At 72.2% G+C, this 14,593-nt stretch carries 10 protein-coding genes and 1 pseudogene; 6 read left to right on the forward strand and 5 right to left on the reverse strand.

Translation table 11 applies throughout. The features are described from left to right. Positions 1-96: 96 nt before the first annotated feature. Positions 97-398: pseudogene (locus tag ACFXGN_RS29720) on the forward strand (IS5/IS1182 family transposase); the annotation flags it as partial. Between the two features lie 122 nt (positions 399-520). Here the strand turns inward: ACFXGN_RS29720 and ACFXGN_RS29725 are convergent. Then, on the reverse strand, positions 521-1,819 hold the full coding sequence (locus ACFXGN_RS29725; protein ID WP_384865040.1) for an MFS transporter: 1,299 nt from the start codon (positions 1,817-1,819) through the stop codon (positions 521-523). A gap of 16 nt (positions 1,820-1,835) precedes the next feature. Beyond that, complete coding sequence (locus ACFXGN_RS29730; RefSeq protein WP_384865041.1) at positions 1,836-2,375, reverse strand: carboxymuconolactone decarboxylase family protein; 540 nt, start codon at positions 2,373-2,375, stop codon at positions 1,836-1,838. Between the two features lie 931 nt (positions 2,376-3,306). Between ACFXGN_RS29730 and ACFXGN_RS29735 the strand changes: the two genes are divergently transcribed. After that, positions 3,307-6,102, forward strand: a complete 2,796-nt coding sequence (locus tag ACFXGN_RS29735; RefSeq protein WP_384865044.1) for an SdrD B-like domain-containing protein — start codon at positions 3,307-3,309, stop codon at positions 6,100-6,102. Between the two features lie 131 nt (positions 6,103-6,233). Beyond that, positions 6,234-7,076, forward strand: coding sequence for a hypothetical protein (locus ACFXGN_RS29740; RefSeq protein WP_384865045.1), 843 nt, complete (start codon positions 6,234-6,236; stop codon positions 7,074-7,076). Positions 7,077-7,287: 211 nt separating this feature from the next. On the opposite strand, the gene ACFXGN_RS29745 is transcribed toward ACFXGN_RS29740, so the two are convergent. After that, on the reverse strand, positions 7,288-8,478 hold the full coding sequence (locus ACFXGN_RS29745) for a right-handed parallel beta-helix repeat-containing protein (protein ID WP_384865047.1): 1,191 nt from the start codon (positions 8,476-8,478) through the stop codon (positions 7,288-7,290). Between the two features lie 261 nt (positions 8,479-8,739). On the opposite strand from ACFXGN_RS29745, the gene ACFXGN_RS29750 reads away from it, so the two are divergent. Then, the gene (locus ACFXGN_RS29750) at positions 8,740-9,891 is read left to right on the forward strand and encodes a Dyp-type peroxidase (protein WP_384865049.1); all 1,152 of its coding nucleotides are present in this window, start codon (positions 8,740-8,742) and stop codon (positions 9,889-9,891) included. 123 nt (positions 9,892-10,014) lie between these two features. On the opposite strand, the gene ACFXGN_RS29755 is transcribed toward ACFXGN_RS29750, so the two are convergent. Then, on the reverse strand, positions 10,015-10,200 hold the full coding sequence (locus tag ACFXGN_RS29755) for a hypothetical protein (protein WP_384865050.1): 186 nt from the start codon (positions 10,198-10,200) through the stop codon (positions 10,015-10,017). Positions 10,201-10,918: 718 nt separating this feature from the next. Here ACFXGN_RS29755 and ACFXGN_RS29760 point away from each other — a divergent pair. Beyond that, complete coding sequence (locus ACFXGN_RS29760; protein WP_384865052.1) at positions 10,919-11,845, forward strand: hypothetical protein; 927 nt, start codon at positions 10,919-10,921, stop codon at positions 11,843-11,845. A 172-nt stretch (positions 11,846-12,017) separates the two neighbouring features. On the opposite strand, the gene ACFXGN_RS29765 is transcribed toward ACFXGN_RS29760, so the two are convergent. Then, on the reverse strand, positions 12,018-12,863 hold the full coding sequence (locus tag ACFXGN_RS29765) for a serine protease (RefSeq protein WP_384865054.1): 846 nt from the start codon (positions 12,861-12,863) through the stop codon (positions 12,018-12,020). A gap of 821 nt (positions 12,864-13,684) precedes the next feature. Between ACFXGN_RS29765 and ACFXGN_RS29770 the strand changes: the two genes are divergently transcribed. Continuing rightward, a complete protein-coding gene (locus ACFXGN_RS29770; protein ID WP_384865056.1) occupies positions 13,685-14,575 on the forward strand; it encodes a S41 family peptidase in 891 nt (296 codons plus the stop codon). The last annotated feature ends 18 nt before the right edge of the window (positions 14,576-14,593 follow it).

Below are 14,593 nucleotides of genomic sequence, written 5' to 3' on the forward strand. Positions count from 1 at the left end.
AGCTACCTCGCCGGCCTCCACCTCCGCGCCGCGATGATCTGGATCGACGACCTCCTGAAGGTCGCCGACTGATCACAACATCACACAGGCCCTAGCGGGAACCGTAACGACGTCACCCAGCTGATGCCCCTCCTCGCGAAGATTCCGTCCGTCGCGGGTCTGGTCTGCCGACCACGGCGACGACCGGACGCGCTGCTGGCCGACCGCGACTGCGACCACGACCACGACCACGACAAGTACCGCCGCCTCGTCCGGGCCCAGGGCATCGAACCGGTGATCGCCCGACGCGGCGTCCCGCACAGCTCCGGCCTCGGTGTCCACCGGTCGAGCGGACGATCTCCTGGTTTCATGGCTTTCGGCGTCTCCGCGTCCGGTGGGAGCGACGTGATGACATCCACGAAGCCTTCCTGGGGCCTCGCCACCTGCCCCGATCACCCACCGACACGTCCAACACCTTTGCCAGGACCTCATGGAGGCGCCTGCTGGTCCGGTGCCGTGGGTTCGTACGCTTCCGGGGACGTCAGTGGACGGAGGTGAGGGTGGGGTGGGCTGGTGACGTTGTGGTGGGGTGGGGGGATCGCGCGGCGAGGAGGGCGGCGGGGTAGCTCAGGAGGACCGCGGTCATCACACCCGTGACGAACCAGCCGTCGGCGTCGTGCTCGGCGGCGTAGGCGGCGAGGGCGGGGCCCGCGCCGCCCAGGGCGGCCCCGGTGACCGCGTGGGGCAGGCCCACGCCCAGGGCGCGGACCTCCGGTGGGAAGAGGTCCGTGAGCAGTCCGGGCAGGACGGTCGTGACGCACACGAGGTAGACGACGCCAGAGCCGTAGGTGAACAGCAGGCTGGCGAACGTACCGGTCATGGTCAGGTACGAGACGGATCCCGTGACGGCGAAGAGGGCCCCGGCCGCGAGCAGCAGGCGGACGGCGCCGATCCGGTCGGCGAGCAGGCCGATCGGGACGTTGAGCAGCAGCATGGTGGCGGTGGCCGTCATCACCGCCCAGAACATCGTGCCAGGCGGGGCGAGTCGGCTTCCCAGGGCGGGAACGACGGAGGTCCAGGTGCCGCCGACCGCCGCGCTGCCCGCGACGAACAGGACGGCCAGCAGGACACCGCGCCGGTGGGCGCCGAGGATCTGTCGCAGGGAGCCTCGGTCACGGCGGGCGCGGACCTCCCGCTGGAAGACCTCGGTCTCGGCCAGGCGGGTGCGCAGGACCAGCAGGGCCAGGCCGAGGACGCCTCCGATCAGGAACGGTACGCGCCAGCCCCAGGCGTTCATCGCGGCCGGGCCGAGAAGGGCGGTCAGACCGCCGCCGAGGAGCGAGGCGGTGAAGGCGCCGGCGCAGGTGGTCAGGGAGAACAGGCTGCCGTAGGTGGCTTTGCGCTTCTCGGGGGCGACCTCCATCAGATAGGTGGTCGCGGTGGGCCATTCACCGCCGTGGGAGAGGCCCTGGGCCATGCGCGCCAGCAGCAGGAGGACCGGAGCGAACAGCCCGATCTGCGCGTGGCCGGGGGTCGCACCGATCAGCAGGGAGCCGCCCGCCATGAGGGAGACGGCCAGCAGGAGGGCGGGACGGCGCCCGCGCCGGTCGGCGTAGCGGCCCAGGAGGATGCCGCCGAGGGGGCGCATGAGGACGCCTGCGCCCAGTACGGCGAGGACGCCGAGGAGCGAGGTGAGGGGATCGTGGGAGGGGAAGAACTGGGCGGCGAACAGGGGCGCGAAGAGTCCGTAGGCGAGCCAGTCGAAGGACTCGATGAAGTTGCCGACGACAGTGGCGGTGACCGCTCTTCGGTGGGCCTTCTTCGGGGAGTGCGCGGGCATGGTGGCCGTCTCCCCTTCATAAGGAGGCGGTGTAGCCGTGGGCGGTGATCCGTCGGCCCGCCTCCTCGTAGTAGGCGGGCTCGGCGGGCAGTGCGGTGGCCAGGCCACTGACGTAACGGTTGTACATGGAGAAGGCGGCGGCGATGAGGACGGTGTCGTGGATGTGGGTGTCGGTGGCGCCCTCGGCGCGGGCGGCGGCGACCGTCTCCTCGCGTACGGGCGTGGCCGCCACCTGGACCTCGGCGGCGATCCGGAGGAGAGAACCCAGTAGCGGGGTGACCCGGGCGGTCTCGGCGTCGTGCTGGACGGCCTTGACCAGGTCCGCTCCGCCGTCGAGTTGGGCCGCAGCCGCCGCGCCGTGGGTGTCGGCGCAGAAAGGAGTGGCGTTCAGCTCCGACACATACGCGGCGATCAGTTCGCGTTCGCCCCTGGACAGGGGCGAGTCGCCGCGCAGCAGGGCGTCGGCGAGGGCGTTGAGCGGGACGGCCGTGTCGGGGCGGTGGGTCATCAGGCCCCTGATGCCGGGCAGGTCGTTGGAGATCCGGATGTGCGGCACTGGTCGTCCCCTCGGTCGGGAGAAATGTCGGTTGCTCATTGTTCGCATCCACACGACTTGGAGCCAACTCCCGCTATGCGCAACTGTGTTGACGGTCACCGGAGATGTCGCGGCGGATCTGGCCGGCAGAGGCGGCGGCGCGGCGGACCGGGGCCGGCGGAGGCCGCGCCGGTCCGGCGCGGACTGCGCCGACACCATCCGTCGACGGCGGCTGCGCCGACGTCCATCCGCCCCCGCCGGGCCGGGCCCCGGCACCCGCTTCCGTGGACCCTTCGAGGCACGGGACGTCATCCGGGTCCTTGCCCGTGCCACACACGCGTGGAGCTCGTTGGCGGACACGTACGACTCGGTCGCACGCCTCCAAGGCCCCGGGGAGGCCACATCGGCGGGACCCGCGCACAGGTGACTCAGCGAGGTGTTCCTCGCCCTGGAAGGCCAGTGGGCCGGGACGGCGTACGTCCGCCACGGGAGCGGGTCGAGGGGGCATCACATCCCCGAGTGCGGCCATCGACTCCGGAGGGGGAACACATCCGAGCGGTGAGGCGACGACCGCGACCGCGGTGTCCGGCGGGCGACACCGCGGTCGCGGTCGTCGCCTTTTTCACGCCAAAAGCCAAGAAACCCACACGCCTCACCTCTAGCACAATTATCGAGAGACACAAGGAAAACATCTTGATATCACCCTATCGGGGGTGGCCTAGTTTTATATTGACGCGAGGTCGATCACTTGAAGGGCCCTCTCTCCGAAATCGCTTTTCTGGCCTTGACCTGGGAAAACAATGATCCATGAACGGGCTCCGCAGAAAGACTTCGCCATTCCATGGCCACTTCACATAAAGGCCCTCTAAGCTTTTCAGCGAGCGGTTCTCCGCATCTCTGTGTACTCCCTCACGAGCCGGGCGAAAGCCCCTTCCAACGCTGAGAGCAGGGGATGACCTTCACACATGACGCCGCCAAGAGAGCCACACCCGACCCGCACGACATGCCGTCGGGTCCACTGGGCCGCCGTATCGTCGGCTGTCTGGGCGTGCTCGCCTTGGGAATCGGCAGTAGTTCGTTAGCCATGGCGCCCGCCGCGTACTCGCAGGCGGAGACAGGTTCGGTGACGGTCCGGGTGGTCCGGGCCGTGGACGACAGCGGAACGTGGACACCAGCCCTGGAGCCGGGCATGGCCGGTGTCCGGGTCACCCTCACAGGGGACACCGGAGCGGGTGTCGAGGGGGTCACGGCGGCCGACGGCACCGTGACCCTGACTCCCGCACAGGGCGGGAGCACCGACGGCAAGTACCGCGTCCAGGTGATCAACCCGAAACCGGGTGTGCTGCACCCGGCCTTCGCCTCCCGTCAAGGGCTGGACGGCGCGCCGACCCAGCTGAGCAGCAACGAGGAGTTCGTCGACCTCTCCGGCGGCAAGAACGCGGCGTACACCACCGGGCTGTGGAACCCCGGCGACTACTGCCAGAAGAACGCGCCCCTGGTGACGACCTGCCAGCCGGCGACCCGCGAGGGCGCGACACAGCGCACCCTGGTCTCCTTCCCCTACTCGGCCCGCGGACAGGACGGCGTCGACGTCAACGTCACGAACGTCGCCACCAACGCCGAGACGGGGACCCTCTACGGCATCGCGTGGAACAAGGCGGACAAGCGGGTGTTCTCCTCGGCCGTCGCCAAACGCACCACGGACTACGGTCCGGGCGGCGCCGGGGGAATCTACGTGACCGACCTGGCGTCGAAGAAGACCGCGCTGTTCGCCGTCGTGCCCGACGCGGGGACGACCGCGCACGGCCCGGACACCGACGACGCCTTCCTCGGCGTGCCGGGGAAGGAGAGCCTGGGCGGACTCAAGATCACCGACGACGGCCGGTACCTGTTCGTCGTCAACCTCAACGACCGCAAGCTCTACCGGTACGACGCCACGGCGGCGACCGCTTCGGCGCCCGAGACCGCCACGCCCATCCCCGATCCGGGCTGCCCCTCGGCGGCGGACTGGCGGCCGTTCGGCCTCGGTCTGCACGATGGTGTCGGCTACGTCGGCGGGGTGTGCTCCGGCGAGTCCACCGGGAAGGCCTCGGACCTGCGGGCCGTGGTCCTTCCGTTCGACCTCGGCACCGGCGCGTTCCAGCGGCCGGTCCTGGACCAGCCGCTGGACTATCCGCGTCAGTCCACGGTCGGCGCTCCCCCGTGCGACGGGGCGGGCTGGTTCCCCTGGACGAACACGTTCCCGACCTCCCAGAACGGCCAGGCCTGCGCGACCTACATCGCGCAGCCCGAACCCCAGGTGGGCGAGGTCGACTTCGAGACGGACGGCTCGATGCTGGTGGCCTTCCGCGACCGCTTCGGCGACCGGGCTCCCGCAGGCCCGACGCCGGGCTCGGTCGGCACCGTCCTGTCCGGAGGCGACCTGAACAAGGCGTGCCTGGCGGACGGCACGTACGTGCTGGACACCAACAACGGCTGTGGCCGGTCCCCCCGGGGCACCCGCTTCTTCGACACCAGCCGGATGGGTGCCCACCACAACGCCTCCTTCGCGGGGCTGGCGTTCTCCCGGGTCGAGGACACCATCGCCACCTCGGGCTTCGACCCCAACAGCACGGCCTTCGGGTACGGCACCACCTTCAACAAGCGGGACGGCAGCCAGGACCCCAAGTCCGGGCTGCGCCTGAACCCGGCCGGGACCCCGGCCCCGTTCGGCAAGGGCGCCTCGATGGGCGATCTGGAGGTGCTCTGCGACCGGGCACCGCTCCAGATCGGCAACCGGGTCTGGTACGACCCCGAGCGGTCGGGCCTCCAGAAACCGGGGCAGCGCCCGGTCGCGGGCGCGACCGTCAACCTGTACGACGGGACGGGCAAGCTCGTGGGGACGGCGGTGACGACGGCGCGCGGCGAGTACTACTTCGACGACTCCAATGTCACCGGTGGTCTCCAGCCGAAGACCAAGTACACCATCCGCCTCGGCAACCCGGCCGACTACGCCAAGGGCGGGCCGCTGTATCAATGGGTGCCCACCAAGGCGGACGTCGGCGACAACCGCTTCATCGACTCCAAGGGCGTCGTCCCGCGCGGGGGCACCTACCCCGAACGGGCACTGACGACCGGTGGGCCGGGGCAGAACGACCACACGTACGACTTCGGCTTCCGGCAGCAAGAAGGCGCGCTGCGCCTGGTCAAGCACGACCAAGGTGGCAAGCCCCTGGCCAAGGCCACGTTCCAGCTGTGGAAGGACACCAACGGGACGGAGGGCCTTCAGATGTCCGGGGCGACGCCGGACACCCGGGTCGGTGACCCCTGTGTGACCCGGAGCAACGGGCGCTGCGCCGGGAGCGGCACGCCGGGCACGTACTACTGGCAGGAGGTCAAGGCGCCGGACGGGTACGCCCTTCCGCAGAACCCGGTGTTCGGTCCGCTGGTGCTCACCTCCGAGAACCTCGACGACGGGGTCTCGGTGACGGCGGTCAACAAGCGGGCCCACAAGCCGACGCCCAAGCCGACACCGACGTCGAAGCCGACCGCGCCGGCGCCGGGAACCCCCGGGGCTCCGGGTGCCCCTGGCGAACCCGGAGAGCCGGGAGCGCCGGGTTCGCCGGGCCACACGTCCGGTCCGGGTGGTCTCGCGGCCACCGGCACCGGTCTGGCGGGGCCGCTGGCGGCGGGCTGTGGCGCGCTCGTCGCGCTCGGCGCGGCGCTGGTCCTGACGATGCGCCGCAGGCGCGGGGACGAGCGGACCTGACCCCTTGGCGGGTCTGCCGGAACCGGTGAATCCGGTCCGGTCCGGGCGGGTGCACGGTCCTCTGGTCCGTGCACCCGCCCTCCTGTCGCCTGTCGCGATGGACCGTGCGACCGAGGAGAGGAAGCGAGCGAGTGGAGAGAGGGAAGAGACGGACCGGGGGCCGTGCGCCGCGTCGCGGCTTCTGGCTGAGGACGCTCATCGGGCTCACGGCCTGTGGTGTCGTGATCGGCGGACTGGTGGCCTGGCGCGCCTTCTCCGCCGACACGGTCACGGACCGGCCGGTGACGACGGAGGAGGCGTCCAGGCTGGCGCTGTCGCGGCTGGGGCTCTACCAGGCCAGTCCCGTGGCCGTGCGGCTGACGGCCGCCGAGGGCGGAGACGTCGTGGTGCGGGTGCGGGGGGTCGTGGACTACCGCAATCACAGGGCCGTGGGCCTGTACCAGGTCGGCGGCGCCTCGGGGGCCTCTCCGCGACCGGGGGTCCATGGGCCGTCTCCGGAGCGGCTCGACCAGGGGCTGATCGTCTGGGACGCGGGTGGCCTGGGTCTGGCCCCCGCGCACCAGGACGACGGCAGCCCCTTCTGGGAGCAGGCCGAGCGCATCCCGCGCTCCGGCTGGTCCTCGCGCTCCTACACGTCCGATCCCCTGGACGCCGGGCTCCAGTTGCTGATCGGTCTCGGCGCGGACCGCCCCGACAACCCGCTGCTGCTGGCGCAGTCCGGGGCGCGCTGGCTGGCGCGCGACCGGGTCGACGGCCGTGACTACGACCGGTTCGCGGGGCCGCGCGCCCGGGGTGCCGAGCCGGGCCGGGGGCCCGAGGGCGGACGGTCGCCGCTGACGTACTGGGTCGACGGCGACGGCGGTCTGCGGCGGGTGACGATGCGGATGCCGGGGCTCGGCGTCCCGACCACCCTGGATTTCCTGGGGCATGACGGTCGCGCCAGGCTCCCCGAGGCCCCTTGGGCCACCCGCTGATCCGCTCCCCCGGCCCGCCTGCTCCTCCCGGGCCGGAAGGCTGGTCCGCTCTTCCGGCCCGGTGGCTTCTCCGGGCCGGAGGGGGCCATCGGAACCGCCGGGCGGGATCGGCGCAAGCGGGCCCGCGCCGACGACGGGTGCGGGCGGCCAGGGAGGGGCTGGGGAGAGCGGCTGGAGAAGGCCTTGGGCGGAGACCGGCCAGGGTGGTTGCTCAGCGGGGGCGCGGTACGGCTTCGGCGTTCTCCGGGAGCGGGTAGTCGGCCGGGATGACGGTCCCGGGCAGACCGGTCGCGGGACGGCCCGGGGCAGCCGAGTCGGGCAGGGACCGCTGGGCGGGCGGGGCCGGTACCTGGCTGAAGGGGATGCCGGGCGGTGCCTGCACGGAAGTCGTACGGCCCGCGGGCGGTGCCCCGTGGCGGCGGGTGGCGCAGCCCGCGAGCGACTCCAGGCCGTCCGGGCTCTGGGTGCCGGGCCGGTTGCCCGCGAAGCAGTTCCCGGGGTCGGCCGATGCCAGGACGAGGTCGGTGCCGTTGCCGGTGGCCCGGTTGCCCTCGATCCGGTTTCCGCGTGCGGGGTGCCCCGGCGGATCGGTCACCAGCAGTCCGGCCGCCCGGTTGCCCGAGACCAGATTGCGCTGGACCCGGTTCCCGGTGCCACCGCCGATGCCGATGCCGATCCCGAACCCCCCGTCCGCTTGTTCGGGCGTGTCGGCCGCGTTGTTGTCCACGACCGCGTTGCCCGCGATCACGGCACCGCGCTGTGGGGCGAGTGCCTCCAGGTCATTGGAGTTGACCGTGATGCCGACCCGGTTGCGGACGACACGGTTGCCCAGCACGAACAGCCGGTCGGAGGCGTTGGTCAGTTCGACTCCGACGGCGTTGCGTTCCACCGTGTTGCCCCGGACGACGGTGTGGCAGGGCTTGCACTGGCCCACGTAGATGCCGGAGTCGGCGTGCCCGGAGGCGTACGAGTCCTCGATCACGCCGTCCCGCGCGTCGAAGGCGTAGATGCCGTAGAGGCCGTTGTTGTAGGCCGTCACCGCGGTCGCGCGGAAGCCCCGCAGCGGGGGGAAGCGCTCGGTGTCCAGCGGGTCGTACGCGGACCCGCCCGCGCCACGCTGTTGCAGCCGCTCGTCCGTGACGCCCGTGAACAGTACGCCGTTGGCGAGGTAGCGGCGCACGGTGAGGTTCTCGACGACGGAGCCCGCGCCCGTCACGGTGATGCCGTTGGCCAGCCGTACGCCGCCGTCGAGGACCACCTTGTCGCGGTCCGTCCCGCGCAGCACCACCCGGGGCCGGGTGACGCGCACGCTCTCCCGGTAGGTGCCCGGGGCGATCAGCACCGTCTCGCCCTCACGAGCGGCGTCGGCCGCCTCCTGCACGGTGGGGTAGTCCCGTGGCACGCGCAGCACGCTCCCCGCGGGGTGTCGCGCGTCCGGGGCCGGGGTCCCCGGGCCCGAGCAGGCGGTGACCGCCAGCGCGATCGCGACGGCCGGTGCCCACAGTCTCCGCACCGCCCGCGACCTCGCCACCGAACCGTTCGAACGCGTCAACAGACCTTGTGAGGACAGGATTTGCATGGACGTTGTTCTATCGTCTCCAATAGGCGTATGCCCACCGAACAGGGATTAGAGCAGAATTCGGCCCATGCCTCGGGGGGCGGGGTGGGACGGCGCAGGGCGTTGCTCGCCGGTGGGGCGGTCCTCGCCGCCGGGCTCGGCGCGGCCACCGGCGAACTGGTGGGAAGTGCCGGTGCGGACGTCCGGGCTTCCGACGACGCGCCCGCCGCTCCGATCCCCTTCCACGGCGCTCGGCAGGCGGGCGTCACGGCGCCTCAGCAGCCGGCCACGCAGTTCGTCGCCTTCGACCTTCCCCGGACCTCCGCCGTCGCGGACCGCGACACCCTGCGTGGCGTCCTCGGTGCGCTGACCCGCTCCCTCGCCGCGACGGCGTCCGCCGCCCCGCCGGACGCCCGGCTCCAGGACGGCGGCACGACCCGGCTGAGTTCCCTGGTCGGGATCGGCCCGGCGCTCGCCGCGCGCCTGCGCCTCCGTGTCCCCCCGCCGCTGGCCGCGCTGCCGCCCTTCCCCGACGACCGTCTCGACCCGCGCCGCGGTGACGGCGACGTCCTGGTGCAGTTGTGCGCGGCCGACCGCTGGAGCCTGACCGTCGCGGCGGAACTCGTCGGCGCCGCCGCGAACTCCGCCGGTGCCACGACCCGGTGGACGCAGTCCGGCTTCCTGCCCCGCACGGCGCCGGGCAGCACCCCCCGGAACCTGTTCGGTTCCAAGGACGGCACCGCCAACCCCGACCGGGCGGCGGCCGACCGCTGGGTCTGGGGCCCGCCCGGACCCCATCGGAACGGCACCGTCCTCGTCTACCGCAGGATCCACATGGACGTCGCGGGCTTCGCGGCCCTTCCCGAGGGTGACCGCGACCGGGCGATGGGACGCCGTACGCGTGACGGAGCCCCGCTCGGCGGCACGGCGGAACACGAGGAGCCCGACATCTACGCCAAGAATCCGAACGGTTCCTACGTCATCCCCGCCACCGCCCATGTGCGTCTCGCCAGCCCCCGCTTCGACGGCGGCGCGCGCATGTTCCGCCGGAGCTACAGCTACGACGACGGTCCGACCGATCGCGGGCTGCTCTTCTGTGCCTTCATGCGCGATCCGCACCAGTTCACCCGCGTCCAGGAACGGCTGACCGCGCGCGACGCCCTGAACCCCTTCCTCGAACACCGGGCGTCGGCCGTCGCGTACGTCCTGCCCGGGGCGCCGGAGAGCGGAACGCTCGGCGAGCGGCTCTTCGGCTGAGGGCGGTCGTGCCCGTCTCGGGCCGGAGGTGACGGGACCCCGCCCGGTCCGGGACGACGGGGCGGGGTCCTGTCACCGTGACCGTGCGGAACCCGGAACGGACGGTGTCGGTGGGTCAGCTCGTCAGCGGGTGCACCTGAGCGCGGCGTAGCCGTTCCACCCGCCGTATCCGGCGCGGGAGGAGCGGGCGTAGGGCACCCCGCACTGTTCGTTGGTGTGTCCGCTGATCAGCGCGCGCCGCCGGGCGGTGTTCCCCGCCTCCCGGGTGGCCTTGCCGACGCTCTGCTCGTACGAGGTGGCCGTGAGCACCTGTGTCTCCTGGATGCCCGCGTCGGCGTGGGCGACGGTCGGTGCGAGGCGGCGGAAGGTGGTCGGCGGTGGTCCTGCACGGCGAAGTGGTCTCCGCCGACGGCCCAGCTACCGGCTGAAGAACCGCCTCAAGGCCATCGGGTGGGACACGGACATGGCGTGATCAGGCCTTCTGCGCTCCAGGCCGACCTGTCCTGGAGCGCGACGACTGGTCAGGGGGATCTTTCGACTGCGGGGCAAGCGGTTCAGCCTCGCCTGGCTCGGTGAGGAAGAGACCGACGCCGCCCAGATGCCCGGCCCGCGACCCCGGACGGGCCCGCCGACGCGGGGAAGACTCTGCGGCGGCGCCCGTGGCTGGCCGCGCCGCCCCGAGCGGTGCCGCCCGGACTCGATCCGGGACGCGATCCGGGGCCGGGCCGCGTATCCGCCGCCGGTGACCTGGGGCCACCATCCAGCGGTGCGTTCTGGAAGTCCACGCGGAGAGAACCCGCCACCGCAGGTGAAGCGACGTCAACACGCTGATCGTGCGGAACCAGTGGGACCTCCATGCGACACCGGCCATGGCGCAGGGCATGAGGCGGGCCCCGCACGGCGCGCGGATGACCGCGAAGGCGGGCGGAGGTGCCGGATCCGGGGCCTTGCTGGCCGGTCGGCCGGACGGGCTGGAAGACTGTCCGGAGCACGGCTGGGACACCCCAGCGTTCGGGAGGGGATCAGAATGAGCACGAACAGGCGCCGGGCAGGGCGCACGGTCTCGGCGGCTGTGGTGGTGGCGGCTCTGGTGGCGGTCGCGGGGGCCTGTGGGGGCGACTCCGACGCGAAGGGCGGCAGCGGGCTCTCCATCGGGCTCGGCGGCATCCCACAGGACCAGGGCGGTCAGACCCTCACGTACTGGAACGTCCCCGAGGTGATGCGCCTGACCCGGCAGGACGAGCAGTTGTACGGGGCGCTGTCCGGGTTCGGCATCCCCGAGGTGGCGCAGGCCCGCTACGAGGAGGAACCGGCGCGCGTCGCGCTCGGCTTCGACGAGACGACGGTCGACACCTCCGTGCAGATCGGATCGGACGCCGCCCGCCTGACCGGCCGTTTCGACGTCGCCGCCGTCACGGGGGCGATGAGGCAGCGGGGCTGGACCGAGACGAAGAGCGACGGGGCGCCGCTGCTCACCCAGGACGGCGCTCGGGTCTCCGTGTCCTCGTCGGTCCGTTCCTCGTCCTCCGCCCGGAACACCGCGCTGCCGCCGCTGACCGGCCCCGGGGCGTCGGTCGCGACGGACCCGGCCTACCGGGCGGTCGCGGACTGCATCGGTGAGGACGCCTACCACGCGACGTTCTACGGCAAGGACCGCCGGGGGCAGTTGTCCGGGCTGACGCTCTTCGCCATCGGTGCCCGCGCGGGGGCCGACGGCACCTCGACGGAACGGCTGTGCGCCGTGACCCGGTCGGCCGAGGCGGCCCGTGCGGTCGCCGCCGCTCTGCGGCCCGAGACGGCCGCCGGGAAACGGTTCGCCGGAGCACGCGTCGAGGTCGGAGAGGGTTCCGCGCCGGTGGTCACGATGCGGTGGGCGAACTCCACCTCGGGGCTGCGGCCGGGCTCCCAGAACCAGACCGCCGAACTGCCCCGCCTGCTGGCCCCTCTGCGCTGAGCCCGTTCCGCCGGACCCCTTGCCGCTGTCGCGGCGGGTGCGCGGCCTCACGGTCGCGTCCCGGTCCGGCCGGGCCGCGTCTCGCGCGGGGCGGTGGTGCGCACGGGGTCCGGCGGACGGCACGGCCGGGGTCCCTGGAGGACCCCGACCGGACGCGGCGGCCGGGTGGAGGTTACGGCTTGGGCAGTGCGCAGCCCGCGCGGTTCAGGTCGATGACGTTCCCGGGGGCGATGCACGGGACGATCGTGTAGGTGTGCTGGGCGTAGTTGATGCCCTGACGGACCGTGACGGCACCGTTCTGGTCGACCTCGCACGGGTTGTTCAAGGTGCAGCTTCCGCCGCTCTCGTTCCCGGTGTTGTTCACGGCGACCACCTTGCCGGTGGTGGTGTCGATCACCGGCGAGCCGGAGGTGCCGCCGATGGTGTTGCAGGACGAGGTGTAGCGGACCGAGTCCTTCCAGGTCCACTCGCCCTCCTTGAGGCGGTAGGCGAACCCGTCGACGTTGCAGCTGTAGGTGCGCTTCCAGTATCCGGAGACCACCGTGATCGCCGAACCCTGTGTCGGGCGGACGTCGTCGAGGGTGAGCGCGCTGATCCCGTACTGGCTCTGGATCTGCTGGTACGTCTTGGTCAGCCGGTAGATCGATATGTCGGTGTCGGTCATCGTGGCGTACGCGATCCGGTTGGCCTGGAGCGTGCCGACCTTCGTGGCGGCCGAGTTGAGCAGGGAGAAGGTACGGCTGGACGCCCGGTCCTTGATGACCTGTCCGGCGGTGGGCATACCGGTCTCCAGGCAGTGCCCGTTGGAGAGGACGAGCGCGGGGTCGGTCGGCAGGGAGCTGGGCGCGCGGACGACGGATCCCGAACAGTTGCTGAGCGCGACCGTGCCGGCGAAGTCGACGGCGGTGGGCGCCATCGCCTTGGCGGGCGCGTCCTGGGGTGCGGAGGCCAGGGCCGGGGCGGCGGACATTCCCGCCAGGGACAGTCCGAGCAGGATGCCGACGAAAGGCTTCTTCATGTGGGGGGTCCCCTCTTGTTCTCTCTGCCGAAGACGCGACGAGAGATCCTCTTTTTGTCATGCTCATTGTCGAAACATCCTGTGCGGCTGGCAAGAGGGCGTCCTGGGCCGCGCTGGCCTTGGACGGTGCGTCACCGTCCACGGACGGGCCCCGCGCCCACGGGTGTCGGCGCAGGCATCGCGCTCGCTCCGAACGCGTTGCGCGCGCCGGACCGGATCCGATCGGCCCGAGGCCCGGGCCGGGGGCGGGTGACACCTGCCTGGCCTCATCGGGCTGCGCCCGCCCGGCGGTGCCTGGCCGAGCCGAGCCGAGCAGGACCGGCGGTGGCAGTGGCAGGCTGTCCGTCCGCTACGGTTCTGCCGCGCGCCGCGCCTTTCCCCCGTCGGCGCCCTCGCGTCCTCGCTTCCGGTCGACGCCCTGCGCCTGGGCGTGTCGGTGACCGGTGTGGGCGACGCGCGGGAAGCCCTGGCCGTGCGCACCTCGGCGGGTGATCTGCGCGCCGACGCCGTACTGCCCACGGGCAGCATCCGCAGCGCGCTCCGGGGGGCGGCTTTCCTCCGGTCAGCGCGGGCCGCGCCACACCGGGCAGACCGGACGGCGAGCGGTCCTCGGCCTCTTCGACCGATCGTCGTCCTCGCCCTCACCGGTCGCGTCTTCGCCCCCTCCCCGCGCGGGGTCGTCCCCGCCGCTCACACGGACCCGTGACGACAGAGGGTCGTCAAAGGTGTCGAACGGTCCATGAACCGGGCGGTCCATGGATTAAGCGGTCCATGGATTAATCCGAGCGCCCGTCGCCGCCGGGAGCCTACGCTCACCGACCATGCCCACCAACGCAGAGACAGTCAGCCTCGCCCTGGACCGGATCACGGCCGGATACGTCTTCCCCCGGCGCGCGACGGAGATCGACGGCGCGATCCGTGATCGCCTCGCCACCGGGGCGTACGACGCGCTGAGCGGGCCCGCGCTCTGCGAAGCCGTGACCGGACACCTCCAGGAGGTCTGCCCGGACAAGCATCTGCGCCTGCTCTGGCGGGACGAGCCGCAGTCCACGGACCCGGTGGACGAGGACGGGGGCCGGGCGGCCTTCCTCGCCACCCTGCGGGCCGAGAACCAGGGCGTCCACCGCTTCGAGCACCTCGAGGGCAACGTCGGCCTTCTCGACGTCCGGCGGATCGCCGACGCGGGCGAGGGCGCCCGCGCGATCGGCGCGGCCATGGAACTGGTCGCCCACACCCGTGCGCTCGTCCTCGATCTCCGGGAGTGCCGGGGCGGCTCGCCCGAGGGCGCCGCCATGTGGTGCAGCTACTTCTTCCCCGACGACCAGGTGCACCTCAACGACATCTACGAGCGCTCCACCGGGGCCACCCGCCAGTACTGGACCGCTTCGCACCTGCCCGCGCCGCGCTATCTCGACCGCCCGGTGTACGTACTGACCAGTGCCCGCACCTTCTCGGGCGGCGAGGACGTGGCGTACACGCTCCAGGCGCACGGCCGTGCCGTTCTCGTCGGCGAGACGACCCGTGGCGGCGCCCACCCGACCGCCCGGCACCCGGTGACGGAACACATCACCGTCACCGTGCCGACCGCCCGGACGATCAGCACCGTCACCGGGACCAATTGGGAGGGGGTCGGTGTCGTGCCGGACCTCGTCACGACGGCGGATCTGGCGCTCGACGTGGCGCACAAGGACGCGCTGAGACGCCTGGTGTAGGGGTCCCGAGCCTCCCGG

Source organism: Streptomyces sp. NPDC059247, from assembly GCF_042754005.1.
Lineage (GTDB): Bacteria > Actinomycetota > Actinomycetes > Streptomycetales > Streptomycetaceae > Streptomyces.

Bases quoted from the DNA above. Each gene is read 5' to 3' on its own strand.
- ACFXGN_RS29725 (WP_384865040.1), bottom strand. From the start codon at position 1,819: ATGCCCGCGCACTCCCCGAAGAAGGCCCACCGAAGAGCGGTCACCGCC.
- ACFXGN_RS29765 (WP_384865054.1), bottom strand. From the start codon at position 12,863: ATGAAGAAGCCTTTCGTCGGCATCCTGCTCGGACTGTCCCTGGCGGGA.
- ACFXGN_RS29760 (WP_384865052.1), top strand. From the start codon at position 10,919: ATGAGCACGAACAGGCGCCGGGCAGGGCGCACGGTCTCGGCGGCTGTG.
- ACFXGN_RS29770 (WP_384865056.1), top strand. From the start codon at position 13,685: ATGCCCACCAACGCAGAGACAGTCAGCCTCGCCCTGGACCGGATCACG.
- ACFXGN_RS29735 (WP_384865044.1), top strand. From the start codon at position 3,307: ATGACCTTCACACATGACGCCGCCAAGAGAGCCACACCCGACCCGCAC.